General features: G+C 56.3%; 27 protein-coding genes. 11 read left to right on the top strand and 16 right to left on the bottom strand.

The genetic code is table 11. The annotated features are described in order from the left end of the window. Positions 1 to 17: 17 nt before the first annotated feature. The 7 genes from phoU to R2K28_RS00795 form a co-directional block, all read right to left on the bottom strand. The gene (phoU, locus tag R2K28_RS00825) at positions 18 to 743 is read right to left on the bottom strand and encodes a phosphate signaling complex protein PhoU (RefSeq protein WP_316367543.1); all 726 of its coding nucleotides are present in this window, start codon (positions 741 to 743) and stop codon (positions 18 to 20) included. Positions 744 to 755: 12 nt separating this feature from the next. Beyond that, on the bottom strand, positions 756 to 1,568 hold the full coding sequence (gene pstB, locus R2K28_RS00820; RefSeq protein ID WP_316369806.1) for a phosphate ABC transporter ATP-binding protein PstB: 813 nt from the start codon (positions 1,566 to 1,568) through the stop codon (positions 756 to 758). A gap of 93 nt (positions 1,569 to 1,661) precedes the next feature. Next, the gene (pstA, locus tag R2K28_RS00815; protein WP_316367542.1) at positions 1,662 to 2,960 is read right to left on the bottom strand and encodes a phosphate ABC transporter permease PstA; all 1,299 of its coding nucleotides are present in this window, start codon (positions 2,958 to 2,960) and stop codon (positions 1,662 to 1,664) included. Next, positions 2,953 to 4,335: a phosphate ABC transporter permease subunit PstC gene (pstC, locus tag R2K28_RS00810; RefSeq protein ID WP_316367541.1), complete on the bottom strand. Its 1,383-nt coding sequence runs from the start codon at positions 4,333 to 4,335 to the stop codon at positions 2,953 to 2,955. Before pstC ends, pstA begins: the two co-directional genes overlap by 8 nt. Positions 4,336 to 4,408: 73 nt before the next feature. Beyond that, entirely contained in the window at positions 4,409 to 5,452 is a 1,044-nt protein-coding gene (locus R2K28_RS00805) for a PstS family phosphate ABC transporter substrate-binding protein (RefSeq protein ID WP_316367540.1), read from the bottom strand. A 218-nt stretch (positions 5,453 to 5,670) separates the two neighbouring features. Continuing rightward, positions 5,671 to 6,363 carry a phosphate regulon transcriptional regulator PhoB gene (gene phoB, locus R2K28_RS00800; RefSeq protein ID WP_316367539.1) on the bottom strand — a complete coding sequence of 231 codons (693 nt, stop codon included), beginning with the start codon at positions 6,361 to 6,363 and terminating at the stop codon, positions 5,671 to 5,673. 127 nt (positions 6,364 to 6,490) lie between these two features. Then, positions 6,491 to 6,865 carry a PilZ domain-containing protein gene (locus R2K28_RS00795; RefSeq protein ID WP_316367538.1) on the bottom strand — a complete coding sequence of 125 codons (375 nt, stop codon included), beginning with the start codon at positions 6,863 to 6,865 and terminating at the stop codon, positions 6,491 to 6,493. 148 nt (positions 6,866 to 7,013) lie between these two features. Here R2K28_RS00795 and argS point away from each other — a divergent pair, with 148 nt between their 5' ends. Next, entirely contained in the window at positions 7,014 to 8,774 is a 1,761-nt protein-coding gene (gene argS / locus R2K28_RS00790) for an arginine--tRNA ligase (protein WP_316367537.1), read from the top strand. A gap of 4 nt (positions 8,775 to 8,778) precedes the next feature. Further along, positions 8,779 to 9,363: an SPOR domain-containing protein gene (locus tag R2K28_RS00785; RefSeq protein ID WP_316367536.1), complete on the top strand. Its 585-nt coding sequence runs from the start codon at positions 8,779 to 8,781 to the stop codon at positions 9,361 to 9,363. Between the two features lie 59 nt (positions 9,364 to 9,422). Here R2K28_RS00785 and R2K28_RS00780 read toward each other — a convergent pair whose 3' ends face one another. The 4 genes from R2K28_RS00780 to R2K28_RS00765 all read right to left on the bottom strand — a co-directional run bounded on the left by R2K28_RS00780 (position 9,423) and on the right by R2K28_RS00765 (position 13,129). After that, positions 9,423 to 9,659, bottom strand: a complete 237-nt coding sequence (locus R2K28_RS00780) for a FeoC-like transcriptional regulator (protein WP_316367535.1) — start codon at positions 9,657 to 9,659, stop codon at positions 9,423 to 9,425. 7 nt (positions 9,660 to 9,666) lie between these two features. After that, the gene (feoB, locus tag R2K28_RS00775; RefSeq protein ID WP_316367534.1) at positions 9,667 to 12,024 is read right to left on the bottom strand and encodes a Fe(2+) transporter permease subunit FeoB; all 2,358 of its coding nucleotides are present in this window, start codon (positions 12,022 to 12,024) and stop codon (positions 9,667 to 9,669) included. Positions 12,025 to 12,032: 8 nt separating this feature from the next. Beyond that, positions 12,033 to 12,311 (bottom strand): FeoA family protein, encoded by a 279-nt coding sequence (locus tag R2K28_RS00770; RefSeq protein ID WP_316367533.1) that lies wholly within the window; start codon positions 12,309 to 12,311, stop codon positions 12,033 to 12,035. 89 nt (positions 12,312 to 12,400) lie between these two features. Next, a complete protein-coding gene (locus R2K28_RS00765) occupies positions 12,401 to 13,129 on the bottom strand; it encodes a class I SAM-dependent methyltransferase (protein WP_316367532.1) in 729 nt (242 codons plus the stop codon). 253 nt (positions 13,130 to 13,382) lie between these two features. Between R2K28_RS00765 and R2K28_RS00760 the strand changes: the two genes are divergently transcribed. From R2K28_RS00760 to R2K28_RS00750, 3 genes are all read left to right on the top strand, one after another. Continuing rightward, on the top strand, positions 13,383 to 15,113 hold the full coding sequence (locus R2K28_RS00760; protein WP_316367531.1) for a chloride channel protein: 1,731 nt from the start codon (positions 13,383 to 13,385) through the stop codon (positions 15,111 to 15,113). A 93-nt stretch (positions 15,114 to 15,206) separates the two neighbouring features. Then, positions 15,207 to 16,121, top strand: coding sequence for a polyphosphate kinase 2 (gene ppk2, locus R2K28_RS00755; RefSeq protein ID WP_316367530.1), 915 nt, complete (start codon positions 15,207 to 15,209; stop codon positions 16,119 to 16,121). A 63-nt stretch (positions 16,122 to 16,184) separates the two neighbouring features. Then, positions 16,185 to 16,835, top strand: a complete 651-nt coding sequence (locus R2K28_RS00750) for a methyltransferase family protein (RefSeq protein ID WP_316367529.1) — start codon at positions 16,185 to 16,187, stop codon at positions 16,833 to 16,835. Positions 16,836 to 16,927: 92 nt separating this feature from the next. On the opposite strand, the gene R2K28_RS00745 is transcribed toward R2K28_RS00750, so the two are convergent. The 3 genes from R2K28_RS00745 to R2K28_RS00735 form a co-directional block, all read right to left on the bottom strand. Then, the gene (locus tag R2K28_RS00745; protein WP_316367528.1) at positions 16,928 to 17,761 is read right to left on the bottom strand and encodes a hypothetical protein; all 834 of its coding nucleotides are present in this window, start codon (positions 17,759 to 17,761) and stop codon (positions 16,928 to 16,930) included. Between the two features lie 428 nt (positions 17,762 to 18,189). After that, positions 18,190 to 18,819 (bottom strand): MlaC/ttg2D family ABC transporter substrate-binding protein, encoded by a 630-nt coding sequence (locus R2K28_RS00740; RefSeq protein ID WP_316367527.1) that lies wholly within the window; start codon positions 18,817 to 18,819, stop codon positions 18,190 to 18,192. Between the two features lie 225 nt (positions 18,820 to 19,044). After that, positions 19,045 to 20,481, bottom strand: a complete 1,437-nt coding sequence (locus tag R2K28_RS00735; protein ID WP_316367526.1) for a transporter substrate-binding domain-containing protein — start codon at positions 20,479 to 20,481, stop codon at positions 19,045 to 19,047. Positions 20,482 to 20,838: 357 nt separating this feature from the next. Here R2K28_RS00735 and R2K28_RS00730 point away from each other — a divergent pair, with 357 nt between their 5' ends. Beyond that, a complete protein-coding gene (locus R2K28_RS00730) occupies positions 20,839 to 21,420 on the top strand; it encodes an L-threonylcarbamoyladenylate synthase (RefSeq protein WP_442871414.1) in 582 nt (193 codons plus the stop codon). A gap of 258 nt (positions 21,421 to 21,678) precedes the next feature. Here R2K28_RS00730 and R2K28_RS00725 read toward each other — a convergent pair whose 3' ends face one another. Continuing rightward, positions 21,679 to 22,059, bottom strand: coding sequence for a thioredoxin family protein (locus R2K28_RS00725; protein WP_316367524.1), 381 nt, complete (start codon positions 22,057 to 22,059; stop codon positions 21,679 to 21,681). Between the two features lie 89 nt (positions 22,060 to 22,148). Here R2K28_RS00725 and hemB point away from each other — a divergent pair, with 89 nt between their 5' ends. Both hemB and aroE read left to right on the top strand, forming a co-directional pair. Continuing rightward, a complete protein-coding gene (gene hemB, locus R2K28_RS00720) occupies positions 22,149 to 23,156 on the top strand; it encodes a porphobilinogen synthase (RefSeq protein WP_316367523.1) in 1,008 nt (335 codons plus the stop codon). Positions 23,157 to 23,216: 60 nt separating this feature from the next. After that, the gene (gene aroE / locus R2K28_RS00715; protein WP_316369804.1) at positions 23,217 to 24,029 is read left to right on the top strand and encodes a shikimate dehydrogenase; all 813 of its coding nucleotides are present in this window, start codon (positions 23,217 to 23,219) and stop codon (positions 24,027 to 24,029) included. A gap of 2 nt (positions 24,030 to 24,031) precedes the next feature. On the opposite strand, the gene R2K28_RS00710 is transcribed toward aroE, so the two are convergent. Further along, positions 24,032 to 24,568, bottom strand: a complete 537-nt coding sequence (locus R2K28_RS00710; protein ID WP_316367522.1) for a gamma carbonic anhydrase family protein — start codon at positions 24,566 to 24,568, stop codon at positions 24,032 to 24,034. A 23-nt stretch (positions 24,569 to 24,591) separates the two neighbouring features. Here R2K28_RS00710 and R2K28_RS00705 point away from each other — a divergent pair, with 23 nt between their 5' ends. The 3 genes from R2K28_RS00705 to R2K28_RS00695 all read left to right on the top strand — a co-directional run bounded on the left by R2K28_RS00705 (position 24,592) and on the right by R2K28_RS00695 (position 26,842). Further along, positions 24,592 to 25,164, top strand: coding sequence for a LemA family protein (locus R2K28_RS00705; RefSeq protein WP_116446606.1), 573 nt, complete (start codon positions 24,592 to 24,594; stop codon positions 25,162 to 25,164). Positions 25,165 to 25,170: 6 nt separating this feature from the next. Beyond that, complete coding sequence (locus R2K28_RS00700; protein ID WP_316367520.1) at positions 25,171 to 26,124, top strand: GIDE domain-containing protein; 954 nt, start codon at positions 25,171 to 25,173, stop codon at positions 26,122 to 26,124. A 178-nt stretch (positions 26,125 to 26,302) separates the two neighbouring features. Next, positions 26,303 to 26,842, top strand: a complete 540-nt coding sequence (locus R2K28_RS00695; RefSeq protein ID WP_316367519.1) for a CNP1-like family protein — start codon at positions 26,303 to 26,305, stop codon at positions 26,840 to 26,842. The last annotated feature ends 5 nt before the right edge of the window (positions 26,843 to 26,847 follow it).

Below are 26,847 nucleotides of genomic sequence, written 5' to 3'. Positions count from 1 at the left end.
AACCCTGTTTGGCCGGTCTAACTCAGATTCGCCAACTCGCTGTGGATTACGTTGATATCCTCGTGCCTGACATCCTTGCCGGTCATCAGGAAAATCACATGGCCACCGATATTTTTGGCATGGCCACCGATGCGCTCCAAGGCGCGCAGGGCCAATACGATATCCACCACATGACCGACACTGCGTGAGTCTTCCATGATGAAGGTGGAGAGCCGGCGCAAGGCGCCCCGGAACTCATCGAATAGTCGCTTCTCCTGCTCGATGACAGCCATTGCAGCCTTGCTGTCCACATCGATAAACGACCGCAGGCTCAAACTCAGCATCTCGTCGACGAAGCTGGCCATATCATAGATATCACTCAGGATCTCATTGCTTGGTGGCGGCTTGCCATTGTCATAGAAGTGAATGGTCAGGTTGGCGATCTTGCGCGCCTCGTCGCCGACCCGTTCCAGGTCGGTGATGATCTTCTGCACCGTCAGGATATCCCGCAGATCCTTGGCCACCGGTTGGCGCTTGGCGATCAGGAGGATGATCTCCTCATCGGCCTTGACGTCGATTTCATTCAACTCCCGATCCCGGTCTATGACCAGACCCGCCTCCTTGGTGTCCTCATCCTTGAGTGTCTGCACCGCCCGGCGCAACTGATCTAAACCCAACTCACCCAACTCGACCACGAGCCGGTTGATGCTATCCAATTCTTCGTTGTATGCCTTTACGGTATGTCCGCTGGTCATCTCATTCATTTGCTTTTATCCCTATCCGAAGCGACCGGTAATATAGTCTTCGGTCAATTTATGCCGGGGATTGGTAAAGATCTGATCCGTCTCACCCACCTCGATCAGCTTGCCGAGATGGAAATAGGCCGTGCGTTGACTCACCCTTGCCGCCTGCTGCATGGAGTGGGTGACGATGGCGATGGTGTAGTTCTCCCGCAGCTCGTCGATCAGCTCCTCGATCTTTGCGGTAGCGATGGGATCGAGGGCGGAGCAGGGTTCGTCCATCAGGATCACTTCCGGGCTGACCGCAATCGCCCGAGCGATACAGAGGCGCTGCTGCTGGCCACCCGAAAGACCGGTTCCCGGCTGATCCAGACGATCCTTGACCTCGTCCCAGAGACCGGCCCGGATGAGTGATTTCTCGACAATCTCGTCCAGGTGCCTGGCATCGTCGCTGAGTCCATGGATGCGCGGTCCGTAGCCGATATTGTCATAGATCGACTTCGGAAACGGATTGGGCTTTTGGAACACCATGCCGACGCTGGCGCGCAGGGGCACCACATCCAGACCGCCGTCGTAGATGTCCTGATCATCCATCTTGATCTGGCCGGAGACGCGGCAGATATCGATGGTGTCGTTCATACGGTTGAGGCAGCGCAGGAAGGTGGACTTGCCACAACCGGAGGGCCCGATCATGGAGATCACCTGGTTCTTGCCGATATCCAGATTGACATCGAATATGGCCTGCTTCTCACCGTAGTAGACATTCACGTTTCTGCAGGTCATGCGGGGATCATCCACATAGATCTCCCCGATCGTCCCACTGCCATGCTGTTCATAGGATGCCTGCATATCGGCCTCGGTTACGGGTTCCGGGTTAAGCGTTTTGGAGACCACGCCACTCTCATTGACTAACTCTTGCATACTTACCTCGCTTGCATTGGCTTACCAACGCCGCTCAAATTTCTTTCTCAGCCAGACGGCCAACAGATTCATACTGATCAGGAAAGCCAACAGCACCATGATCGCCGCGGATGTACGTTCCACGAAGGCCCGCTCAGGGCTGTCGGCCCAGAGGTAGATCTGCACCGGCAGCACCGCCGAGGGATCGAAGGGCCCGCCGGGGATATCCACGATGAAGGCCACCATGCCGATCATCAACAGGGGCGCGGTCTCACCCAGGGCCTGGGCCATGCCGATGATGGTGCCGGTGAGCATACCCGGCATCGCCAGGGGCAATACGTGATGGGTGATGGTCTGCATCGGCGAAGCCCCGACCCCGAGCGCCGCCTCGCGTATCGAGGGCGGTACCGACTTCAACGCGGCACGACTGGCGATGATGATCGTCGGCAGGGTCATCAGGGCCAGCACCAGACCGCCCACCAGGGGTACCGAGCGGGGCAGGCCGAAGAAGTTGATGAACACCGCCAGGCCCAACAGACCGAAGACGATGGAGGGTACCGCCGCCAGGTTGTTGATGTTGACCTCGATGATGTCGGTCCAGCGGTTCTTGGGGGCAACCTCTTCAAGATAGACCGCTGCGGCCACCCCCACCGGGAAGGAGATCAAGAGACAGATCAACAGGGTGAAGAAGGAGCCGAAGGCGGCACCCTTGATACCCGACAACTCGGGTTCACGTGAGTCACCCGCGGTAAAGAATGTGGTATTGAAGTGCTTCTCGATGCGATCTTCCGCCTGCAGCGACTGGATCCACACCATCTGGTTATTTTTGATGCGCCGGTCGCTCTCGGGAACATTCAGATCGATATGCCCCTTGATCAGCATATCCACATCGTCGTCCGCCACCAGCCAGACACTCTGCTGAGTACCGATCAGGGCGGGATCCTGCATCACCATGTCCCGCAGCTGGTAGCTGGCGCCGGTGCTCACCAGGCCATACAGGACCTTCTTCTCACGACGATTGGTGACATCCGGGAACATCTCCCGCAGGGTCTTCTTCACCAGCCCGCCGTAGTTGGCCCCGGAGAGTACCTCAAGGTCTGTTTCCCCTACCGGCGCGATCAGCTCCGGATCGAAGTCGATATCGAGCTTCACATAGGTCTGCTGAAAGGCGGTGTAGCCGTTGGCGAATATGCTGATAAACAGGAACGAGACGAACACCAGGCCGAGGATAATCGCCCCCAGGCCGATTCTCTGAAAACGTTTTTCCCGACGATAGCGGCGCTCCAGACCCTGCTGGACCCGTAGCACCGTATTCTCGTGTTGTTGCTGCTGATTATTCATACTGTTCACGATATTTACGCACGATGTGCAGAGCGATCATGTTGAGGGCCAGGGTGATGACAAACAGCACCAGGGCAAGGGCGAAGGCCGCCAGGGTCTTGGCGCTGTCGAACTCCTGATCGCCTACCAATAGGGTGACGATCTGCACGGTCACCGTGGTCACCGCCTCCAGGGGATTCGCCGTGAGGTTGGCGGAGAGACCGGCGGCCATGACCACGATCATGGTCTCGCCGATGGCCCGCGACACCGCCAGCAGCACACCACCGACGATACCCGGCAGGGCAGCCGGAATGATCACCTGGCGAATGGTTTCGGAACGGGTGGCCCCGAGGCCATAGGAGCCGTCGCGCATCGCCTGGGGCACCGCGTTGATGACGTCATCCGACAGGGAGGAGACAAAGGGGATGATCATGATCCCCATCACCACACCCGCGGCGAGGGCCGACTCCGAGGAGACACTCAGTCCCAGGGAGGCGCCCATGTCGCGAAAGAAGGGTGCCACGGTCAAGGCGGCAAAGAAGCCATACACAACCGTGGGGATACCGGCCAGGATCTCAAGGACCGGTTTCGCCAGGGCACGGAAATGTTTGCCCGCATACTCGGCCATGTAGATCGCCGACATGAGGCCGATGGGAACCGCCACGAACATGGCGATCAGGGTAATCAGAAAGGTACCCGCAAACAGCGGAATGGCGCCGAATACCCCGGAGGAGCCGACCTGGTCCGCTCTGATCGCCGTCTGGGGCGACCACTCCAGGCCGAACAGGAATTCAGTTACCGGAATCTGTTGAAAGAAACGGATCGACTCGAAGAGTACCGACAGTACGATACCGATGGTGGTGAAGATCGCCAGGGATGAGCTGGATACGAGGAAGAAGTTGATCGCCTTCTCAACCCGGTTACGGGCGCGCTGGTGGCGGCTGATGGAGCGTTGCGCCAGCAGGCCGCCGATGATGGCTATCGAAAGCGCCATCACGAACAGGGCCATATCACTGATCCGAAGCAGGGAGGAGTAGTGATCGGCAGCACTCTGCATGATCTCGTCCACCTCCCGGGAGACGATATCACCCTGGGCCAGGTTGCGGACGTCGTTCATAACCAGGTTGAGCCGCTCGGGGGGCAGCTCCCGAATCTCCGCCGGCAGGCCGTCCACCACCATCCCGGTCACCACCGAGCCTTCAAAGGAGACCCAGAGCACGAACAACAGCAGGGCTGGAATGCCACACCATAGGGCGGTATGGAGACCGTAGTAGGAGGGGAGTGAGTGGAGATCCCTGACCCGACCGCTCACCAGATTCAAGGAGCGCTTGCGGCCCATATAGTAGGCCAGGGCCATGATACCCAACAGAACAATGATCAGCGTAGACGAGTGCATGTCAGTTTCCAGGAAAAAAAGCGGCTGTCCCGGATAAGGGGGACAGCCGCTCCTTCAGCACATAAAGCGTGGACTAGAGTTTCAGAGAGGTCTTGGACTCAACGTCACTCTTGAAGGCCTTACGCTCTTCCGTCGGCATCGGGATCAGGCCCTTGTCGGCCAGATAACCGTCATCACCCCAGGCCTTGTCGCTGGTGAACTCAGTCAGATAGTTCTCGATACCGGGGATCTTGCCCATGTGCGCCTTCTTCACATAGAAGTAGAGCGGACGTGAAACGGGATAGCTACCGTCGGCGATCAGCTCGAAGGTAGGCGCGACGCCGTCAACCAGAGAACCCTGAACCTTGTCGGAGTTCTGATCCAGGAAGCTGTAACCGAAGACACCCAGGGCGCCCTTGTTTGCTTCCAGCTTCTGCACGATCAGGTTGTCGTTCTCGCCGGCCTCGATGTACTTGCCGTCTTCGCGCACGGTGTGGCAGACCGACTTATACATCTTCTTGTCTTTCTTCTTCATCGCCTTGATCCAGTCGATCTTCTTGCAGCCGCCCTCCATCGCCAGCTCGGCGAAGGCGTCACGGGTACCGGATGTGGGAGGAGGACCCAGGACTTCGATAGCCATATCGGGCAGGTCTTTGTTGACCTCTTTCCAGGTATTGTAAGGGTTGGCTACCAGCTTGCCGCTGCTGGGATCCTTGGGATCCGGAACCTCTTTGGCCAGCGCCAGGAAGATGTCCTTACGCGAGACAGAGAAGAGAGGGGCGGCCTTGGAGTTGGCCAGAGCGATACCGTCGTAACCCACCTTCACCTCGATGATGTCGTTGATACCGTTTTTCGCACAACGCTCAACCTCGGACTTTTTGATGCGACGCGAGGCATTGGTGATATCGGGATGCTCAACGCCGACGCCAGCGCAGAACAGCTTCAAACCACCGCCGGAACCAGTGGACTCAATCTTGGGGGTCTTGAACTTGGATGTCTTACCAAATTGCTCGGCGACCACGGTTGCAAAAGGGTAGACGGTAGAGGAACCGACCACACTGATGTAATCCCGTGCAGAGGCCATGCCGACGAAACCGGTCAATGAAAGTGCAACCGCTGCTGATATCAGCTTTTTCATGTTTCAATCTCTCCTTCGTAGAGAACCAATAAGTAAAAACTGGCGTGATGATGTATTCAGGCGCTAGAGGATAGGCCGTTAAGATGAATAGAAAATGAGATTAATATTACGGTTTTATTACAAAAACGACGGAGAGAGTAATGTCTTCCACAATAGCCCTTCAGCTATCCTGACCACGGGGAGAACTGGATACGACGATCTCTGTACCAGTAAGGGTTTCAGACTTTGTCCGAGAATCGATACCCGGCACCGCGTACAGTCTGTAACAGCGTATCCTTAGCGGTCGGTTCCAGGGCCTTGCGCAGACGCCGGATATGCACATCCACCGTACGCTCCTCGATGTAAACATTCGTGCCCCAGACCTGATCCAGCATCTGCCCCCGGGTGAACACCCTCTCCCGATGGGACATAAAGAAGTGCAACAGGCGAAACTCGGTGGGACCCAGTTCGACAGCCTCACCGTCAGAGGTGACCCTGTGGCTCACCGGATCGAGGGCAAGACCAGCGCACTCGAGCAGATCCCCGGCAAGCAGGGGCGACACACGTCGCAGAATAGAGCGGATCCTCGCCAACAGTTCCCTGGCGGAGAAGGGCTTGGTGACATAATCCTCGGCGCCGATATCCAGGCCGCGAACCTTGTCATTCTCTTCGCCTTTGGCGGTGAGCATGATAATCGGGATGGAAGCCGTCTCCCGATCCTTCTTCAACCTGCCAGCCAGTTCCAGGCCGCTCATGCCAGGCAACATCCAGTCGAGTAGAATCAGATCAGGCTTGGATTTGCGTATCTGATTGATGGCTTGGGTCGCATCTTCGACGAAATCTGCCTGAAACCCATCCTGCTCTAAAATAAACCGCAGCATCTCACCGACGGCAGGTTCATCATCAACAGCAAGTATTCTCGGGACTGTCATCGCTGTGTCCATAGTGTGTATGAAGGCAGCCATTAAACAGGAGATTTGTTACACAACGATGACAATCCCCAATTCCACAGGGATATTCATTTCAGGGGCCGCTGGGGCAGAACTGCCGCGCTGGCGGCTAAACCACTGCCTCGCTGACCACGGCCCCTGGTTGACCCACTGGCTGGTTACGGGTTGCGGCAGCGATCACCGCATCGAAGAGTTCGGGTTGTGGCCGCCAGAACATGATGCCGACACCGTCTGACTGGGTGTGGGTGACAATTCCCATGACCGTCCAATGCCGACCGCCATAAAAAAACTCCAGCTCGACCATCGCACCCGACAACATGGTCAGACTCCGGGTGTGAAGAAAAATCCCCTGCATGGAGCAGTTGGCTGCATTCGCTGGAAATACCTGCTGCTTGCGATAGCGAATATAGACTTCCCCTTGCATGGGGTAGCGTTTACTGTAGCGTCTCTCGACAGACATGATCTCTTTTTCCTTGGTATTCATAATTACCGGCAAGTGTAGAAACCGGGAATGACAACCGCATGACTGGGAAATGAACCATTTCTGACGGATTTTTAGACACCCCACTCCCCTGAACAGCCCGATTCCTGATATCCTTGCCGCCCTTGAAACCGGCAAATCCACAGACACGATGAAGAAGCAGATCGAGCAACTGGTTACAGCAGCACTGAAACAGCTGACCTTGGACGGGTTGATTCCCCCGGAGACGGGGACTCCGCCCAAGATTGAGCGCACCCGGGACAGCCAACATGGGGATTTCGCCACCAATATAGCGATGGTGCTGGCCAAGCCTGCGCGTACCAATCCCCGGGAACTGGCGCAGAAGATAGTCGACGCCCTGCCCGCGTCCGATCTGCTCGAACGCTGCGATATCGCCGGCCCAGGATTTATCAATTTCACCCTGACCGCGACCGCCTATCACAGCCTGATACCCACCATCATCAAACTGGGCCAGGGTTACGGGCGCAGTGACCTGGGTGAGGGTAAGCGCATCCAGGTGGAATTCGTCTCCGCCAACCCGACCGGCCCGCTTCACGTGGGACACGGCCGGGGAGCCGCCTACGGCTCGGTGGTGGCCGATCTGCTGCAGGCCGTCGGCTACGATGTGCATCGTGAATACTATGTCAACGATGCAGGCCGCCAGATGGATATCCTGGCAACATCGGTCTGGCTGCGCTACCTGGAGCTGTGTGACGAGAACCTGACCTTCCCCGCCAACGGATACCGGGGGGACTATGTGTGGGATATCGCCGCCACACTTCACCGTGACCATGGCGAGGCCTACAAGCATGACGTGGAAACGGTTTTTACCGGGGTTGCTGCAGATGAACCCGCCGGGGGCGACAAGGAGGCGCATATCGATGATCTGATCGAGCGCGCCAAGCAACTGTTGGGGGATAACCGCTACCGTTTTGTCTTCGAGTTGGCACTCAACACCATTCTCGACGACATCCGTGATGACCTGGGGCTGTTCGGTGTCAACTATGAGGAGTGGTATTCCGAGCGCAGTCTCACGCAGAGTGGCGCTGTCACCCGTGCCGTCAAGCGCCTGCGCAGCAGCGGTCACCTCTATGACAAGGATGGCGCAGTCTGGTTTCGCTCCACTGACTATGGGGATGAAAAGGATCGAGTAGTGATACGCGATAACGGTCAGACGACCTATTTCGCATCCGATATCGCCTATCACATGGATAAATTGGAACGCGGTTTCGAGCGGGTCATCGATGTCTGGGGCGCCGACCACCATGGCTATGTACCGCGGGTCAAGGCGGCCCTGCAGGCATTGGGTGACGACGCCTCCAAACTGGATGTGTTACTGGTGCAGTTCGCGATCCTCTATCGCAACGGTGAAAAGGTCCCCATGTCCACCCGCTCCGGTCAGTTCGTCACCCTGCGGGAGCTGCGCAAGGAGGTGGGCGCGGATGCGGCCCGCTTCTTCTATGTGATGCGCAAATGCGAACAACACATGGATTTCGATCTCGATCTGGCCAAGTCCCAGTCGAATGACAATCCTGTCTACTATGTGCAATATGCCCATGCCCGTATCTGCAGTGTATTTCAGCAGGCAAGCGAGCAATCGATTCCATTCGAAAGTGATCCTTCCGTGGTCGACTACGGCTTGTTGAACGAACCCCATGAGCAGGCATTGATCACCAGCCTCGCCAAATATCCGGAGATCGTTGAGGCAGCGGCGCTGCACGAAGAGCCTCACCAGCTGACCCACTATCTGCGTGAACTGGCCAACGATTTCCACACCTACTACAACGCCCACAAATTCCTGATCTCAGACACTGCCCTGCGGGACTCCCGGTTACAGCTGATCCTGGCAACCCGACAGGTTGTACGCAACGGTTTGAATCTGCTTGGCGTCTCTGCACCGGAAAAGATGTGACATCATGGCTGACTACAAGCACCGCGCTCAGAAAAAAAAGAACAAACGCCAAAGCAGTGGAAACTGCCTGATCTACCTGTTCGGCGGTATTGTCATCGGCGCCTTCCTGACGGGGCTGGCCTGGTTGAGACTCGGACCCGGCCTCTCCAGCAACACGGTGCCAGGCGTCCCCAAACCCCGGCCAGACGCCATCAAGCAGGAGCAGTCGAACGCACCTAAACCCACCTTTGAGTTTTACACCATCCTGCCCGAAATGGAGGTGGTGATACCGGATGAAGAGATTGTCACTCCGGAGGGTGTCAGTGATAGAAAGATACCCAAGGAGGCCGCCACCCCAAGCAAAAGGGAGTCAGGCAGTTATATCCTGCAGATGGGCTCATTCAGGAAGCATCAGGATGCGGACCGACGCAAGGCAAAGCTCGCATTGATCGGGATAGAGGCGGAGATCCAGAAGGTAAGCATCAACAACCGGGACACCTATCATCGTGTCCGCAGCGGCCCCTATCGGAGCCAGTCCCGCTTGAATGCTGTCAGGCGCCTCGCCAAGGACAACAATATCAACAGCCTGGTCATCAAGCTGAAAAAGTAGCCTGTCCCGATTAGAGGGGGATGGGACCACATGGGAAAGCTGGCAGAAGCCTCAGCGGCTCAATGCCTGTTCAGGCGTTCGATCCAGACATAGAGTTCCATGGCAGCCGGATCACAACGGGTGCAACTGGTGCCGCAATTGGCCTCAACCTTGCGTTGTTCGACCCTGCCCTTACGTACCCACTGTTGCAGCATACCCCTCACCGCATCGGGATCCGCATCCACATGCAATGCGATATCGGCCAGGGTCGCCTGGCCGCGTTTGGATAGATAGTCCCTGATCGTGGTCAGCATCATTGCAGGTTCAGGCCCCCACCTCGGAAATCAACTGTTGCGAGCGTAGCGACCAGTATCTCAAGCCACCGATAATCGCCACCAGCAATACCAGCAGACCGATGATCCAAACAAATGCGCTTTGCGGATGATCGGCATAGGTCGCCAACTGATAGAAGAGACTTGCACTGATGAAGGCGATGCCGGTGGACCAGGCGACCACGAAGGCCGCCCAGCGTGGGCCTGCCTCACGCCGGATGGCACCGATAGTGGCCACACAGGGGGAGTAGAGCAATATGAACAGCAGATAGGCAAAGGCCCCGGCCTGACCATCGAAACGTGCGGCCATGGCGCCGAAGACCCCGACATTGACCTCCTGCTCCTCTGCTGCTGCGGCAGCGCTGCTGATGTCACCCACATCCATGGCCAGGGGATCGGTGAGAAGATCCTTCACCCCGAGGAGATTTTCCGGCACAGTCACCAGGGCACTGGAGACCGCCTGCCAGAAATCGAAGGGCTGATCATCGGCTGAGATACCTGCCTCCTCGTTGGCGAGATGGGTATAGAGGGCATCGAGGGTGCCCACTACCGTCTCCTTGGCCAGAATACCGGTGAAGACACCCACCGTGGCAGGCCAGTTGTCCTCATCTATGCCCATCGGGCCCAGCACAGGTGTTATCGCTTTACTGATGCTGCTGAGCACCGAGTGCTCGGTATCTTCATTGCCGAAGCTGCCATCGGTACCGATCGAATTCAAGGTATTGATCACCAGCACCATCAATACGATCACCTTCCCCGCCTCCTTGATGAACAGCTTGACCCTGTCCCAGGTACGCAACATGACCCCCCTGATGGTAGGCATATGGTAGTGGGGCAGCTCCATCATGAATCCCGCGCTCTCACCGGAGAGCAGGGTCTTCTTCATGATCATCCCAGTGAGAATCGCCACCACGATGCCGATGAGATAGAGGCCGAAGACCAGGTTCTGCCCATTCGCCGGAAAGAAGGCGGCGGCAAACAGCACATACACCGGCAACCGGGCACCACAGGACATGAAGGGATTCATCAGGATGGTCAGTTTTCGTTCTCTCTCACTCTCCAGGGTACGGGTCGCCATCACCGCCGGCACGTTACAACCAAAGCCGACGATCATCGGCACGAACGCCTTGCCCGGTAGTCCTATGGAACGCATGAAGCGATCCATGACAAAGGCGGCCCTGGCCATATAGCCGGAGTCCTCCACCACCGAGAGGAAAAGATAGAGGGCAGTGATGATGGGTATGAAGGTGGCCACCACCTGAATACCGCCGCCGGCACCGTCGGCCAGCAGCACGATCAACCAGTCCGCAACCCCCAGTGATCCCAACACCTGGCCGAAACCGTCGACGAAGATGGCGCCTGCGATACCGTCGAAGAGATCGATGAAGGCGCCACCGATATTGATCGCGAACATGAACATCAGGTACATCACGGCGAGGAACACCGGTATCCCGAAGAGGCGGCTCAATACCACCTTGTCGATACGATCACTCATGGTCTTCTCAACCCGGCCAGGCAGTTGGGTCACATTCTGGGAGATGGCATGGGCATGGCCGTAACGGGTATCCGCAATATGGATATCCGGGTCCTCGTCAACACGATCCTCGATCACCTCCTGCCACTGGTGGACCCGGGTCTGCAATGCCTCTTCCGCATAATCGAGAGCAAAGCGGTCACCCTCCAGCATCTTCAGCAGCAGCCAGCGCCGTTGCAAGTGGCTCTTTTGCCCGGCCTGGCGAAGCTCAGGCTCCATGGCCGTGATCGCCTGTTCCACCACTTCATCCTGGGCCAGGGCGAATCCGCCGCTCACTTCACCGGCGGCCAGATCCTGAATCGCGGCCTTCAGCTTGGTAACACCTTCGCCACTCACTGCTACTATGGGTACCACGGGACACCCCAGGTCCTGACTGAGACGTTGGATATCGATATCGATACCGCGCTTGCGTGCCACATCCATCATGTTCAGGGCCAGCAGCAGCGGCACCCCCATCTCCAGCATCTGAACGGAGAAATAGAGATTCCGCTCCAGATTGGAGGCATCCACGATGTTGACAATGAGATCCGCATCCCCGGAGAGGAGATAGTCCCGGGTCACCTTCTCATCCAGGGAGGTGGCATCCAGGGAGTAGATCCCGGGCAGGTCGACCACACTCACCTCGGTGCTGTCGATGCTGAAGCGCCCCTCCTTCCTGTCTACCGTCACCCCCGGCCAGTTCCCGGTACGCTGACGAATCCCGGTGAGGCTATTGAACAGGGCGGTCTTACCGCAATTGGGATTGCCCGCCAGGGCGATGGTCAGGGGATGCTGTGAGGGTGCAGACTCCGGAGAGCTCTCTTCATGACAGGCCACGACTACACCTAGGCCCGCTTGTTTGCTTCTTCAAGATCGAGTGGCAGCATCAACAACTTCTCGGCGACCCCCGCCCCGAGCGCCACCCTGGCGCCCTGGTTGGCCACCACCACGCCGGCACCGCGTCGTTGTATCAACTCGATTTCAGAGCCCATTCTCAATCCTAAACTCAGTAGTCTGTGGACCAGATGCCTGCCACCCATGATGCGCTTGATCCTGGCACGACGTCCCACCGGCAGCCTGGCCAGGGAGATCAATTCCTCTGTAATGGTGCTGTCGGAGGCCACAAACGATCCACAAACCTTTAAATGTTAATGATTCTCATTAAAGCAGGGAATCGGCCTGCTTGCAATCGGCAAACCAGAGTATATCCCAATTAACTAATATGCTTCCTGCACAGCAGGTCGATCCGGTGCGGCTTGAGAAACTCCGCACCCCGGGGGCCCAGATGTTCCATGAATGCCGCCCTGATCTTGGCATAGCGCTGCGGGTCGATCTGCAGCTTGGTATGGGTGACTTTCAGAAAACGGGATTCAAACACCTCCCAGGAGTCATATCTGCCGGGCACATTCAGGAAATGCTGACCCAGCAGGTCCATATCATCCCTCTCGGACAAAGACCGAATCGCCTTGAAGGCGATCTCTCTGACCCGTTTCTCGTCATGCACCAGGCTCATCAATGCATTGAATTCACCCGCATAGACAGGCTCTGAAAAATAGGCCCTACCGCCAGGTTTGAGCACCCTGGCAACCTCACTCATCGCATCGGGCATGACCGACTCGGGTACATGGTGGAGTGATTTCAGCATCATCACCACATCCACACTCTGATCAGGTTCACTGATCGATTGCGCCCCTTCCAGGCGAAAGCTGACATTGGTCACCGGGTCGTGCAGATTCTTCTCATGCTGAACAGCATCGACCTCAGTGGCAATAAAATGACAATCGGGATGTGCCTGTGCCAATTGACGGGTAATCCAGGCACTGCCGCAGCCTAACTCCAGGACCTTCGAGCCACTGAAGCTCAGCAGCTGTTGCATGAGTTCGATTTCTGTACCCGTTCGGTAGGCCGCCTGATTATCCAGAACCATTCGATTTGCTGACATACCGCTACTGCTCAAGTATATTAACCGACTATTACAAAGTGCCCATCCAGAGACAACCACAACCTGCGTAGACGCCAGTGAGTCATCCCTCGCCGGCGATAGGGACAGCACATAAGCCCGATCTACTCAGGGATGCGAATTCAGGACGTCGACCAACAATCACCCTCAGGTGTAGGCCAGCATATCACCTGACGGTGGCGGATGGACACCCAAGGTTCACATCAATAAACGCTAAACGACAGGTATCCCAATCGTGCCCTTTGCAGGGATTATCAACTGGTTAGACCGACTGCGTCTGCAACTCTCGCGTCACGATGCGCTGGTGATTCTATCCGTTTTAGGATTGATCTGCGGCTTCGTTACGGGGATTGTCATCATACTCTTCCGCCTCCTGGTCGAATCGACCCAGGCCAGCTTTCTGCCCGGCGGGGAGGTGGAGAATTATGAAGCCCTGCACCCCTTGATACGCGTTGTATTGCCCATCCTCGGCGGTCTGCTGCTCGGATTTATCTTTCTTCGTTTTGCCAAGGGCCTGCATGTACTGGGTATTCCAAGGGTGATGGAACGTCTGATCTACCACCAGGGCCATATCTCCCTGCGTGGTTTTATGCTGCAGTTTTTCGGCGCCGCCATCGCCATCATCAGCGGTCACTCGGTCGGTCGGGAAGGCCCCCATGTGTTTCTCGGTGCCGCCAGCGGCTCCCTGCTGGGACAATACCTATCACTGCCCAATAACAGCATTCGCACCCTGGTCGGTTGCGGTACCGCGGCCGGCATCTCCGCCTCCTTCGATACCCCACTGGCAGGAGTCATCTTTGCATTGGAAGTGGTGATGATGGAGTACACCCTGGTCAGCTTCATTCCGATCATGCTCGCCGCTGTCAGCGCCAACAGTCTCTCGCTGATCATTTTCGATGGTGAACGGGTATTCGATACCGCAATCATTGAATTGGGCTCCCTGCATGAGCTGATTTTCATCCTGCTGCTTGGCCTGGCGGCCGGTGTGGCCTCGGCGGCCTATGTCAGCCTGATCCAGTTGATCTCAGACAAGACCCAGAACATGACATTTTGGATGCGTAACGCCGCTGCCGGCGTGTTGATCGGCCTGATTGCCCTTGCGGTTCCCCAGGTGATGGGGATCGGTTATGACACGGTCAACCAGATCCTGCTCGGTGAGCTGGGGTATTACCTGATACTGACCCTGGTTGTGATGAAAATTGTGGCAACCGCGGTCAGTATAGGTTTGGGTATACCCGGCGGCACCATCGGACCCGCCCTTTTTATTGGCGCCGCGGTTGGCGGTGTTATCGCTCCCCTGCCCGGTATGATATTTGAGGGCCAGGTATCCGACCCCGGAGTCTATGCATTGATCGGTATGGGGGCGGTGATGGGGGCCGCCCTGCAGGCGCCCCTGGCCGCATTGACCGCCATCATCGAACTGACCCACAATCCTGAGATCATCATGCCGGGGATGCTTGCCATCGTCATCGCCAGCCTGGTCAACAGCGAGCTGTTCGGTAAATCATCGATGTTTCACACCCTGCTGGAAGCCACGGGCCTCAACTACCATACCGATCCGGTGATGCAATCCTTGCGCCGTATCGGTGCGGCAAGCTTTATGAACCGAAACCTTGCCCAGGTACAACCTCAATTACATCGTGATGCGGCAAGACTGCTGCTCGATAAGAATCCTGAGTGGATAGTGATCAAGGGGGAACAGGATCAGATGGCACTGATGCCGGCAGTGGATCTGCTGCGCATCCTGGAACAGCGAGGGGAGGAGGAGTTCGACCTGCTTTCACTGCCGGCCACCCGCTATGAACTGGCCCCGCTACGCATGCAGGCAACCCTACAGGAGGCGCTGGAATTATTGGACAACAGCCAGGCGGATGCACTCTATATCGAGTGGTACGATGAGGACCACTACTGGCGCATCCAAGGTATACTCACCCGTCCTATGATCGAATCGGCCTATCACTTTTAGTGATGCCCTCATCATTGGAAAAATAGCAACATTAAACGACCAAAAAGCATAAAATATCAGATTGGCAATGCAGCTTTGCAAGAAGGGGGCAATATGAGCGAAGACAACAAAAACCCTGAAACGATCTTAATCGATGAACAGCCTGTCAGGCTCGACGAACTGTTGAGCGACTACGAGCGCGTCAAACAGCAGATTGCGCAAGAGAAAAAAGACGACAAAAAGGCGATTCGACGATACAAAAGGGAGGAGGAGCTAAAGCCCTACCAGGCTGAGCTGATTCGTCTGCAGCAGTACCTGGAGAAGACCGGGACCCGCATGATCATCCTCTTCGAAGGGCGCGATGCCGCGGGCAAGGGCGGCACCATACGTCGGGTTACCCGCTATATGAACGAGAAGCATTATCGGGTGGTTGCCCTGGGCAAACCCACCGATGAACAGAAGACCCAGTGGTTTTTTCAGAAGTATGTCGCACAATTTCCGCGCGGTGGTGAAATAGTGCTGTTCGATCGCAGCTGGTACAACCGTGCAGTGGTCGAACCGATCTTCGGATTCTGTTCCAAGGAGGAGTATAACGACTTCATTACCGGCTGTCCGGGATTCGAGAAAGACCTGGTTCGACAGGGCACCATTCTGGTTAAGCTCTACTTCTCAGTCACCAAGGAGGAGCAGGCAAGACGCTTCGCGCGACGCAAGACGGATGCCCTGCGTCAGTGGAAGCTCTCTGAGATCGACGTTCAGGCCCAGGACCGGTGGGACGACTTCACCAATCAGAAATATGAGATGCTGAAGAACACAAACACCACCCATGCGCCCTGGACCATCATCCGCTCAAACGACAAACACCTGGCCCGCTTGAACGCCATGAAGGTGATCCTCAACTCGGTGCCCTATGATCGTCTCAATCACGATCTCGATTTCGTGCCCGATCACGAGATAGTGATCTCCGGCTCCCGGGAGCTGGAACTGATGGAGGCACAACGCCTGCAGCGGGGCAAGTTCGATCACTGACCGGGCTCAAAACGGGCGGCCTGTGTCGCCCGTTTCAATTGATAACAGGCGCGGACAGATCCCATGCCGACAACAACCGAGCTGATCCTGCTTGCCCTGGTCTGGTTGGTCTATTTCCTGATTCACTCCCTGCTTGCGTCATTGTGGGTAAAAAGGATGCTCGCGCAAAACCTGCCAGCAGTCATGCCCTGGTACCGACTGCTCTTCAATCTGCTGGCTCTGCTACTGATCCTACCGCCCCTCGCCATGCTCTGGTTCTACCGCTCCGATCCTCTGTGGCAGTGGCAGGGGGCCATGGCATGGCTGGCATACGCATTGATGATCCTCGCCGTCGCCGGCTTCATCTGGTCGATGCGCTACTACGACAGCAAAGCCTTTCTCGGCATCCTGCAACTGCGACGCCGGCAACAGGATATTGAAGACCAGGAGCAGCTGCATATCTCCCCGCTGCACCGCTTCGTACGCCATCCCTGGTACAGCCTCGGGCTGGTCCTGATATGGACTCAGGAGATGGATCCAGCGCGCCTGATATCGGCCCTTATCATTACAGCCTACCTGGTCTTGGGATCGCGCCTGGAGGAGACCAAGCTGCTGCTGTTGCATGGGGATCTCTATCGCTATTACCAGCAACGTGTACCGGGACTCATACCGCGTCCCTGGCGTTTTCTGACGCGAAAGCAAGCCGAACGCTTGCTGGCCGGAAAGGAACTTTAAGCCAAAAGAGCTGGCGTGAAGGGTTCACCCCGCGCCATCACCGCCGTCAGGGTCAAACGCCGCTGACCTGACGTGCGGTGAGGCCAGACACCCTACTGGTTAGGGTCCCAAAAGTTTTGTGGTGGGTAAGGTACCGGCCCTGGCCCATAACCATAGCCTTGGCCATACCCAGGGGTCATTCTCGGTGCAGAATCACCCTGACGCATGGCACAACCCTGATGGCCCATGCCACAACCCTGTCCCATTCCACCGCTGTGCCGCATGCCCATATGGCGCCGGTGCATGGCATGACAAGCCGCACGCTCTTCGTCGCTCATTCCCTCGATCACCTTCTGATGCTTGGCCCACTCTTCTTGCATCGCCTTTTGTCGGGCTACCCAGGGTGGGGTTTCAGGCATCTCCATACCCATCTCCTCGGCGCGGGCACGCATCTCCTCATGGCGCTGCTGGCGAAAGGCCTCCCGCTCCTCTTCAGACATGGCCATCATCTTTTTACGATGGGCCATGCGCTCTTCCATGCTCGGGCGCATCATCTGCCCCATCTCCGAACGCCAGGGGGGGCGCTCCGGCAGCATCACACCTGCCTCTTCGGCCCGTTCTCTCAAGGCTTGATACTGCTCCTCACGGGCCTTCCAGTGTTCTCTCATAGCATCTCTCGAGAGGGACTCTGCATCAGAGGCCTCACTAGCCATTGCGGCAGTTTCGGCCTCCCCTGTCCCGGTTTCCGCTGCTGGTGATTCTGGGGACTCGGTGGATACCTCGGCCTCAACGGCTGCCGTTTGCATAGCAACATCCTGGGTGCTGGCTGTTTCCTCCCCTGGGGATGCTGTTTCCTGGCCTTGGCTCTCCCCCTCTTCCGCCCACAGCCCAGGACTGAGCGATAACAGTAACGCGAAGGTCAGGGCTAGTGCTTTGTTGTTGTACATAGGTGCTCTCCTCCAGTGATCCTGACTAAGACACTGATTTATTGTTGGAACGGTGGTTGAATCAAAAAACTCTGCTTAGGGCCTGTTAACACTAATCCAATGCGCCCTGAAGGAAGTGCCCTTGGGGTGCACTCTGCTGGGACTGTTTTTGCGCCCAGCAAGGCAGAATGAGCGTGGTGTAGCCCGGCTACATGAGCGAATGATAACGCCGCTGGGCGCAAAAACAGCCCCAGCCCTTCGGGTTGCGCCCCGCAGGAAGTGCCCTTGGGGTGCGCCTGAAAAAGCGCCACTCAGCGTTGCTCGTCGTTCATTTGGAGTGACCAAACTTCTCTCCTCGCGCCTTGATTGGCGCTTTTTCAGGCACAACAGTGTGCATTGGATTAGTGTTAACAGGCCCTAATTCTTGCTTCCTCAAATCTCTGACAGGCCTACTTTTCAGCTGTGGCGGGGGCCTGCTCACTATTCTTGTTCTTGGCCTTGAGAGATGCAACCTTTTGCGCCAGTTCCGCCAGCAGACCCTCCATGCCCTTGCTCTTTACCAGATTCCGGAAAGAGGTGCGATAGTTGCTCACCAGACTCACCCCGTCCACCGCAACATCATAGGCGTACCAGTCATCATTGCGAAACCTCATCTTGTAGCTGACCGCAAGCTCCTTGTTTGCGGCCACGATGAAGGTCTGCACATTTGCCAACTTGCCTTTGGTGCGCTCCCTGCCCATACGTACTGACTGATCGCTATAGGTGTCAATGGCTGAGAAGTAGGTCTGCTCCAACAGCTCCCGAAACAGGGTGATGAACTGCTCACGCTGAGGTTGCGAGGCCTTGCGCCAATTGGCTGCCAGGATGACCTGGGACATGGATTCATAATCGAAACGCTTGCGTACGATCTCTTTCACCTGGTCGCGACGATCCTGCCTGCCCAAGGAGGAATCCTTCAGCACCTTCAACACCTGGTTTACAGTCTCTTCGATCCGCTCTGAAGGTGTGACCTTGGCTGCGGCGGAGAGACTGAAGGTAAAAAGAAATATAAGAAGAAGTGTGGCTGATAGTCTGATCATGGTTCCCTATTCCCCTAATTCCAACCTGTTATTGTGACAATACAAACACAGAAAGGTGCTTATGTTAATTTAATGACGGGCTATACAAAAACTCAATTAATAATATATAAGTTATTGAATATAAAGTATTTTAATCACGAATACCTTGTTTGCAACATGCATTCTAACCCAGGGGCGGCCAGCTCAGGCCATATAACCCTACAGGTTTACAATTCACACTGTTAACTAATCGGTCGAGTCAACCGCTATGGAGGGGTCTATCTTGCTGGAAATGAGCAGCAGATCCCCACCGGACCTGAAATAGTTATCCACATCCCAACAGATACCCACCCGTTTGCCTGAACCTTCACATTCACCGGGGACGTAGTGACTGTAGTCAAGCACTCTTCTCTCCCCTCCAGCGGGCAGTTGAAGCCGATAGGTGATGCGTATTTCATCCCGGTTGTCGTGGTCAAATAACTGGGCCACGTGTTTCCTGTCCTGCTCATGGACCAGATTCAGGATTGACGCCGGAACTGGTGTAAATTCCCCTCTCTCCTGTCCTGCCATGAGATACATCTCATCATCCCATTGGCAGTTCTCATCGGTCGGATCCCAACTCCACGCGCATGAGGGCAGCACCTCACTCAGAAAGTCCACCTGCTGACGTAAAGACTTGGCACGATAACGATAGCGCTTGGTCTTGTGTTTCAGACTCATCAACTTCTGTTTCAGCAGATTCTCTCTACGACGCAGGCGCTTGATGGATCGCTTTGTCTTACTCCGATGATGAGCCAATGCCTTTTGTGAATGCCGCCTCACCACCCAAGCCAGCAGCAGGCTCCATAGCAACAGAAACAGCCCCCATGAAATGTGGGTGACAACATCGCCTCCCTGCTTCACTGGAGATTCAACATCCTGCCAGTGATACCAGATATCATGCATATCCTCTCTACTGAGCCTGTCCAGGCCTTTTTGCAGCAGACTCTGCAGCACCGGTTCCGTGTAAAGGGTCGCTACCGCTACGTCCACCGTCATATCAAGCCGCATCATCTCTTTCATTCCAGCATAATTCTCCGTGGTTGAGAGCAGATGGTTAACGCTTGCGGCATCGCCAAGGTAGGCCTGGGCCCGGTCAGCGATAACCGCTTGCAGTGCCTGACCCAGATCGTTGAAGGCCATGACGTTCAGGGAGGGCAGGAGGTGGGGTATCCCCTCTTCCCAGATACTTCCGGTGACAACCGATATCTCTAGGCCGTCCAGCGCGGTCAGCTCTTTATCGGCAATCCTGTCGGTGGTGAAGAGGGCCGCGGGAAGGTTCAGATAGGGACGGGTGAAGTGGAGGTCTGGGGGGGAGAGGTGGGTCTGAACAGCCGCACCGATCATATCCACAACACCCTCACGCAAAGCCAGCAGCAACGCCTCCTGATCCGGGAAATGTTGTATCTGCAGCTGCAGACCCAGTTTATCGGCCAGCGCCCTCAGGTAATCGGGTACCAAACCCTTGGATTGGGACCTTTCAACATAGAGGATAGGGGGGGTCATCGGAACCACACCCGCCCTTAGATACTGATGATCTGCCAGCCATCCCTTTTCAGCGGGATTGTAACGTGAGACCTGTGCCACTCCCTGGGAGCAGATTGCAAAACCCAGTAGACAGAGGCCAATAAATCGATACCACACCCTTGCGATTCTCCGATCTGTCTGCCTTTAGGGCCTGTTAACACTAATCCAATGCACTCTGCTGGGACTGTTTTTGCGCCCAGCAAGGCAGAATGAGCGTGGTGTAGCCCGGCTACATGAGCGAATGATAACGCCGCTGGGCGCAAAAACAGCCCCAGCCCTTCGGGTTGCGCCTGAAAAAGCGCCACTCAGCGTTGCTCGTCGTTCATTTGGAGTGACCAAACTTCTCTCCTCGCGCCTTGATTGGCGCTTTTTCAGGCACAACAGTGTGCATTGGATTAGTGTTAACAGGCCCTAATTCAATATATATACCTGAAACCGTTATCATGCCATGATTTTGTATCAGTTGGGATTGAGGTGGGATTTTTGCGACATAACACAGATCTACGTCCTTGGCGGATCAGACTGGCAGCCGACATCATCCACAGGGGTGGTCTGGTGGCCTATCCCACTGAAGCGGTGTATGGGCTGGGGTGCCATCCCCTGGATCGTGATGCGGTGTCCAGGTTGCTGGTGCTGAAGCAGAGGCCCATGGCTAAGGGACTGATCCTGATCGCCGACAAGATAGAATCCCTCTACCCCTATATCGGCAGCCTGTCAGAAGAGATCATGCAACCGGTTCGCGAGAGCTGGCCCGGCCCCGCAACCTGGATCATCCCGGCGACACGCAATGTACCCTACTGGTTGACTGGGGAGCACAGCACCCTGGCAGTGCGGGTTACCGACCACCCCATCGCAGCGGCGCTATGTGGTGCAGCGGGGACCCCCCTGGTCTCGACCAGTGCCAATATCAGCAGGCATCCGCCAGCCCGCAACCCCCTTGAGGTTCACTTACGCTGTGGCAATGGGATTGATCTGATCCTGCATGGCAAGACCGGCGGCCTGGAGCGTCCAACACCCATCCGTGAAGCAGTGAGTGGCAGGGTGATTCGGGGATGAAAAAAAGCCCACCCGGGGAGGGGTGGGCCTAAAGCGCTATATTTCAGCGCCGGAGGAGGATCGAAACCATTAATACCAATTACCCTTTATTACGGCGCGAGATGAGAAAACTTGAGGGATTTTTCACACTTTCAAGCCAGTCGGACCGAAAGCTTGTAACTTATTGAAAAACAATATAATTACTTGATTGGTAAAATGATTGTAACCACTCCGTGGGTGTCAAGTTGTGAATTAAATTCAGCCTCTGGACTATGGCTTTCAGCCCTCGTGCGCACCAGCCAGGTAGTCCCCCAGATGCTCCTCGATCCACTCCCTCAGCCAATGGCTGGCCCTGGATCCATGAAAGCGCCCTATTTCATCACCATCGACAAACAGAATCACGGTGGGAAATCCACGCAGGCGATAGTGCCCGGCCAAGCGCATATTGTCGTCAACCTCGACCTTGGCCAGCACGACCAGCCCCTCCAGCTCTTTTACTACCCTCTCCAACGCCGGCGCCAGGGAGAGACAGGGAGCGCACCACTCAGCCCAGAAATCCACCACCACCGGCTGCTGCCGCGAAGCCTTCAGGACTTTCTCCTCATAGGTCGCCTCCGTGACATCGTAGATATAGGGCGAAAGCTGCTTTTTCTGGCTCATAACTCGCACGCTGACTGATTGGTGAGTGGTTCAGGGCGTGCATGATAGGTTATCTTAGGGGTTTGGCCCAAACCGAAAGAGAATTTGTGATGTCCAGCAACAACACTCGATCACCTTTTCCCACCACACGCATGCGGCGCATGCGGCGTGACGACTTCTCCCGTCGAATGATGCGGGAGACCCATCTAAGCCCCGCGGACTTTATCTATCCGGTATTCGTTCTGGAGGGGGAGGGGGCCCGGGAGGCGGTCCCCTCCATGCCCGGGGTGGAACGCATGAGCATCGACCTGTTGCTGGCAGAGGCGAAACAGATCGCTGGACTGGGCATCCCGGCGATGGCGCTATTTCCGGTTACCCCCCTATCCGTCAAGAGTGAAGATGCACGGGAGGCCTATAACCCTCAAGGGCTGGCGCAACGGGCTGTACGGGCTATCAAACAGGCGGTGCCGGACCTGGGCGTGATTACCGATGTCGCCCTCGATCCCTTTACCACCCATGGGCAGGACGGTCTGATCGACGCCAGTGGCTATGTGATGAACGATGAAACCAAAGAGGTCCTGGTCAAGCAAGCCCTATCCCACGCTGAGGCCGGCGCCGATATAGTCGCTCCCTCGGATATGATGGATGGGCGTATCGGTGCGATTCGGGATGAACTGGAGACGGGTGGCTACATCCATACCCGCATCCTCGCCTATGCCGCCAAGTATGCCTCCAGCTTCTATGGCCCCTTCCGCGACGCCGTCGGCTCAGCCGCCAATCTTGGCGGGGGCAACAAGTACAGCTATCAGATGGACCCGGCCAACAGCGACGAGGCCCTGCATGAGGTGGCCCTGGATCTGCAGGAGGGTGCCGACATGGTGATGGTAAAACCCGGCATGCCCTATCTGGATATCGTCAGACGCGTCAAAGAGACCTTCCAGGTCCCCACATTCGCATACCAGGTGAGTGGCGAATACGCGATGCTGAAGGCTGCATCGCAGCATGGATGGCTGGATGAACAGGCGGTGGTGATGGAGTCACTATTGTGTATAAAACGCGCCGGTTGCGACGGCATCCTCACCTATTTCGCCAAGCAGGCGGCGGAGTGGATGCAATGAGTTTTGGGCTCGTCTTCTGTAGAGCTGATCATTCAACAGAACAAGTACCGTCGGGTCGTCATGGATAAATACGCAGTAATCGGTAATCCCATCGAACACAGCAAATCACCCGAGATTCACAGGGCATTCGCCGAACAGACCGGCGAGCCTGTGGAATATGGCCGCATCCTGGGAAATATGGATGATTTTCCGGCTGATGTACGGCGTTTTGTCGCCGAGGGAGGCCTGGGTCTCAATGTCACCGTCCCTTTCAAGGAGGAAGCATGGCGCCTGGCGGATGAACTGAGTCCGAGGGCGCATACAGCCGGCGCGGTCAATACCTTGAGTCTGCTGGAGAACAATCAAATCCAGGGAGACAACACGGATGGCGCCGGGTTGGTGAGGGACCTGACCGTCAACCATGGCTTCCGCCTGGAAGGAAAACGGCTACTGATGCTGGGTGCAGGTGGCGCCGTACGAGGTGTAATCCGACCTCTGCTGGAGCAGCGACCAAAGCGGATAATCGTCGCCAACCGGACCGCCAGCAAGGCCTATTCTCTGGCTAACGGTGCTGCCGCCTATGGCCAAGTGGCCGGCTGCGGTCTCGACGAATTGGAGGGTATGCAGTTCGACCTGATCATTAACGGTACGGCTGCCGGACTTGCCGGGGAGGTGCCGTTGATTCCCGACACCGTACTGGCCAAGGGCGGCTGGTGCTATGACATGCTCTACGGCAATCAGGCCACCGCCTTCCAGGCATGGGGTTATCAACAGCGCGCGGCGCGTTCCCTGGATGGGCTTGGGATGCTGGTTGAGCAGGCGGCGGAGTCATTTCGTCTATGGCGGGGAATTCTGCCCGAAACAGCGCCGGTCATCGCCATGCTACGTCACTGATGTTATGCCTGATTCCGATGGCGTTTGGCCAATTTCACATAGTGTCCCGCGTTATATGCCATGATCTCCAGCTCCTGATCACTCAGCGGACGCACCCGCCTTGCGGGTTGCCCCAACCAGAGGTAGCCGCCATCCAGACGCTTTCCCTGGGGAACCAAAGCACCAGCACCCAACATCGTCTGCGGCTCTATCACCGCCCCATCAAGAATTATCGCCCCCATGCCGATAAAGCAATTGTCTGCGACCTCACAGCCGTGTAAAAGCACTTTGTGGCCAACCGTGACGCCCTCGCCGATGATCAATGGGCTGCCACCGGGCTGATAAAAACTGTCGTGGGAGACATGCAGCACTGAGCCATCCTGGATATTGCTCCTGGCGCCGATGCGGATCCGATTCACGTCACCGCGGATTGCGCATAGGGGCCAGACCGAGGCCTGAGATGCGATTGACACATCACCGATAACAACGGCACTGTCATCCACATAGGCATCTGCAGCGATGTTCGGATAAGCGGCTTCAAACTGACGTGGTTTTGGCATACAAGATTGAGGATTCTGATCTCATGGAAATTGTTAGCTTCGTCCTGATAGGGACAACCATCGCTATCCTGATCTATGGCGTGCTTATTTACAACAACCTGGTGCGCTTGAAACACGATGTCTCAAAGGCGTGGTCGAACATCGATGTTCTGTTGAAACAGCGCCACGATGAACTGCCGAAACTGGTGGAGACCTGTAAACAATACATGAAATTCGAGCAGGAAACCCTGGAGAAGGTGATGCTGGCGCGAAGCGCGGTCAATAACGCCTTGCGGCAAGGTGATGTGGCTGCAGTGGGTGCCGCAGAAAGCCAGATGCGTCTGGGTCTCGGCAACCTGTTCGCAGTGGCGGAAAACTACCCGGACCTGAAGGCCAATGAAACCTTTCTACACCTGCAGTCGAGAATAACCGGGCTTGAAAACAGCATCGCGGACCGACGCGAGTTCTACAACGACAGCGCGAATATCAACAACGTCCGCATCGAGCAGTTTCCCGACCTGATCCTGGCAAAACAGTTCGGCTTCAAAGCGGCGCAGCTGCTGGAATTCGATGAGACAGAATTGGCAGACGTCGATATGGGCGAAATGTTCAGCTAGGGTACAATGATAGGAAGTCTTGCCAATATCGGCGACGGCTATTTCTGGTCCTGGACCCTGCTGCTGACAGTGTTGACCCTGATCGCGCTCTACTTCACCTTCCGCAATCTCCACCGAGCCCGGTTGATCGAGGATACACCCACCTCCCTGATTCGATCGGCCCCCCAGGGTTATGTGGAACTGGTCGGCGAGGCGGCAATGATGGCCGGTGAGCCGGTGCTGGCCCCTCTCAGCGGCATGCCCTGTTGCTGGTGGCGTTACAAGATCGAAAAAAAGGGTGATAAGGGGTGGCGCGGGGTTCGCTCCGGCAAGAGCGACAGCCTGTTCCTGCTCAAGGATGCAACCGGAGAGTGTATCCTCGATCCCGAGGGGGCGAATATCAGCCCGAGTGAGAAGAGTATCTGGTATGGACCCAATGAGACACCCTCGGCCGGTCCCGATCGTGGCACTGGCACCACCCACCAGAAAGTCGAGCGTTTCGGCGTACGCATCTCCACCAACAATACTTTTGGTGGCGACTATCGCTATATCGAAGAGACCATCGTCCCGGGGGACCCGCTGTACGCCATCGGACGCTTCAGCTCGATTGGTGAACTAGATCGCAAGGCCATGCGTGACGACATGATCAAAGGCCGGCTGCGCCAATGGAAAGCGGATCATGCAACCCTGCTGGAACGATTCGACAGGAATGATGATGGCCAGATCGATTTACATGAGTGGGAATCTGTACGCCGCAGCGCCGCGCGGGAGGTCACCCGTGAACAGATGCAACAGGATCAACAGCCACTCCATACCCTGAGCAGCACAGGGACCCACCGGCGCCCCCTTCTAATATCGACCAAAGGGGAGTTTGAACTGGTGCGTCACTATCGCCTGCTCACACTCGCCGCACTGGCGGCATTCTTCGTGGTGGGATCCGGCGCCGTCATATTTGTCACTTCCCATTTGTCCCGGCTCTGAACTGAACGGCGTATAGATCAAGCTCGGACAAGCTGCCCGGCAGGTGGCTGTAATTTCCTGATGCCATGTAAAAAAATAGATCGGAAAAAGTAAGGCTGAATTTGGCACTGAGCTATTCCTACATTACCGCGGTAATGCGAGAATACGTCGCTGGATCACTGCGAAAACAGGTTGCTGAATGCTATTCCGGACGAATCTATTTGCCCTGATACTACTGCTTGGCATAGCGCCGCTGCAGGCCGATAATATCCTTACGGATGACGCTTCCGATGATCTTCTCTATCAGCCAAAGGCCGCTTTCCAGGAGGAGCAGACACCCCTCCCGGAGAGGATCGACATGGATGATCTCCAGGAATTTGAGGTGGGCGCCAATAATCCCAGATTCAAATACTATGTGGAACGCGGCTCACTCCTGACCGGGGGTGACAAGGTTACCCGATTCGTAGTGATTATCCGTTCACAGTCAGGCGCCACCAACACCTCCTACGAGGCCTTTCGCTGTGGTGAAAGACTACACAAGGTTTACGCTTATGGCAGCGCCGAGAAACTCTTTCCGGCAACGGAGACCCAGTGGCAGGAGATCCCCAAGGACGAGTCCACCGACTATCGCGCCGCCCTCTATGACGACCTGATCTGCAATCTGCTGACCGGCATGAGCAATCCACCCGAGGCCATCTTTCGCGCCATGGGTGAGAATCGTACTCTGAGCCATGACTAATTCGG

It is taken from the genome of Candidatus Thiodiazotropha sp. CDECU1, assembly GCF_963455295.1.
Taxonomy (GTDB): domain Bacteria; phylum Pseudomonadota; class Gammaproteobacteria; order Chromatiales; family Chromatiaceae; genus Thiodiazotropha.
Note: the sequence above shows the minus strand (reverse complement) of the source record. Positions and strands in the feature narration are given on the sequence as shown.

Excerpts from the sequence above, each read along its gene's own strand:
- phoU (WP_316367543.1), bottom strand. The coding sequence starts at position 743 with ATGAATGAGATGACCAGCGGACATACCGTAAAGGCATACAACGAAGAA.
- pstB (WP_316369806.1), bottom strand. The coding sequence starts at position 1,568 with ATGCAGGCATCCTATGAACAGCATGGCAGTGGGACGATCGGGGAGATC.
- pstA (WP_316367542.1), bottom strand. The coding sequence starts at position 2,960 with ATGAATAATCAGCAGCAACAACACGAGAATACGGTGCTACGGGTCCAG.
- pstC (WP_316367541.1), bottom strand. The coding sequence starts at position 4,335 with ATGCACTCGTCTACGCTGATCATTGTTCTGTTGGGTATCATGGCCCTG.
- R2K28_RS00805 (WP_316367540.1), bottom strand. The coding sequence starts at position 5,452 with ATGAAAAAGCTGATATCAGCAGCGGTTGCACTTTCATTGACCGGTTTC.
- phoB (WP_316367539.1), bottom strand. The coding sequence starts at position 6,363 with ATGACAGTCCCGAGAATACTTGCTGTTGATGATGAACCTGCCGTCGGT.
- R2K28_RS00795 (WP_316367538.1), bottom strand. The coding sequence starts at position 6,865 with ATGAATACCAAGGAAAAAGAGATCATGTCTGTCGAGAGACGCTACAGT.
- argS (WP_316367537.1), top strand. The coding sequence starts at position 7,014 with ATGAAGAAGCAGATCGAGCAACTGGTTACAGCAGCACTGAAACAGCTG.
- R2K28_RS00785 (WP_316367536.1), top strand. The coding sequence starts at position 8,779 with ATGGCTGACTACAAGCACCGCGCTCAGAAAAAAAAGAACAAACGCCAA.
- R2K28_RS00780 (WP_316367535.1), bottom strand. The coding sequence starts at position 9,659 with ATGATGCTGACCACGATCAGGGACTATCTATCCAAACGCGGCCAGGCG.
- R2K28_RS00765 (WP_316367532.1), bottom strand. The coding sequence starts at position 13,129 with ATGTCAGCAAATCGAATGGTTCTGGATAATCAGGCGGCCTACCGAACG.
- ppk2 (WP_316367530.1), top strand. The coding sequence starts at position 15,207 with ATGAGCGAAGACAACAAAAACCCTGAAACGATCTTAATCGATGAACAG.
- R2K28_RS00750 (WP_316367529.1), top strand. The coding sequence starts at position 16,185 with ATGCCGACAACAACCGAGCTGATCCTGCTTGCCCTGGTCTGGTTGGTC.
- R2K28_RS00745 (WP_316367528.1), bottom strand. The coding sequence starts at position 17,761 with ATGTACAACAACAAAGCACTAGCCCTGACCTTCGCGTTACTGTTATCG.
- R2K28_RS00740 (WP_316367527.1), bottom strand. The coding sequence starts at position 18,819 with ATGATCAGACTATCAGCCACACTTCTTCTTATATTTCTTTTTACCTTC.
- R2K28_RS00725 (WP_316367524.1), bottom strand. The coding sequence starts at position 22,059 with ATGAGCCAGAAAAAGCAGCTTTCGCCCTATATCTACGATGTCACGGAG.
- hemB (WP_316367523.1), top strand. The coding sequence starts at position 22,149 with ATGTCCAGCAACAACACTCGATCACCTTTTCCCACCACACGCATGCGG.
- aroE (WP_316369804.1), top strand. The coding sequence starts at position 23,217 with ATGGATAAATACGCAGTAATCGGTAATCCCATCGAACACAGCAAATCA.
- R2K28_RS00710 (WP_316367522.1), bottom strand. The coding sequence starts at position 24,568 with ATGCCAAAACCACGTCAGTTTGAAGCCGCTTATCCGAACATCGCTGCA.
- R2K28_RS00705 (WP_116446606.1), top strand. The coding sequence starts at position 24,592 with ATGGAAATTGTTAGCTTCGTCCTGATAGGGACAACCATCGCTATCCTG.
- R2K28_RS00700 (WP_316367520.1), top strand. The coding sequence starts at position 25,171 with ATGATAGGAAGTCTTGCCAATATCGGCGACGGCTATTTCTGGTCCTGG.
- R2K28_RS00695 (WP_316367519.1), top strand. The coding sequence starts at position 26,303 with ATGCTATTCCGGACGAATCTATTTGCCCTGATACTACTGCTTGGCATA.